Source organism: Borrelia hispanica CRI, assembly GCF_000500065.1.
Lineage (GTDB): Bacteria > Spirochaetota > Spirochaetia > Borreliales > Borreliaceae > Borrelia > Borrelia hispanica.
Genome location: NZ_AYOU01000132.1, coordinates 1 through 251, shown reverse-complemented (window position 1 = coordinate 251; position 251 = coordinate 1). Strand labels below are relative to the sequence as shown.

The window sequence follows — 251 nt, the reverse complement described above, 5'->3', positions numbered from 1 at the left end:
TTATCATATAGTTTAAGTGTCCGTCCTATTGGGATAAGGTTTTTTATAAATGAATAAATTGATTGTGAATATCCCTTAGGAAGGAAATTAAATGTTAGGAATTTATATGCAGTTTGAAATCCTTCTTTAGTTTCACGTACTTTAATGCGTTTTAATCTGTTTCCTTTAGGGGTGCTAGGAGTAATAAATGCAGTAAAATTAGTTTTTATAGTGCCAAGAAGTTTAATTTTAATGACCCCAGCCTGAGGAGT

The 251-nt window shown here is 31.1% G+C and carries 1 protein-coding gene; it reads right to left on the bottom strand.

Translation table 11 applies throughout. The features are described 5' to 3' along the window. Positions 1-251 (bottom strand): DUF735 family protein (locus U880_RS0105685; RefSeq protein WP_024655129.1); only part of this gene is annotated, 251 nt, incomplete at both ends.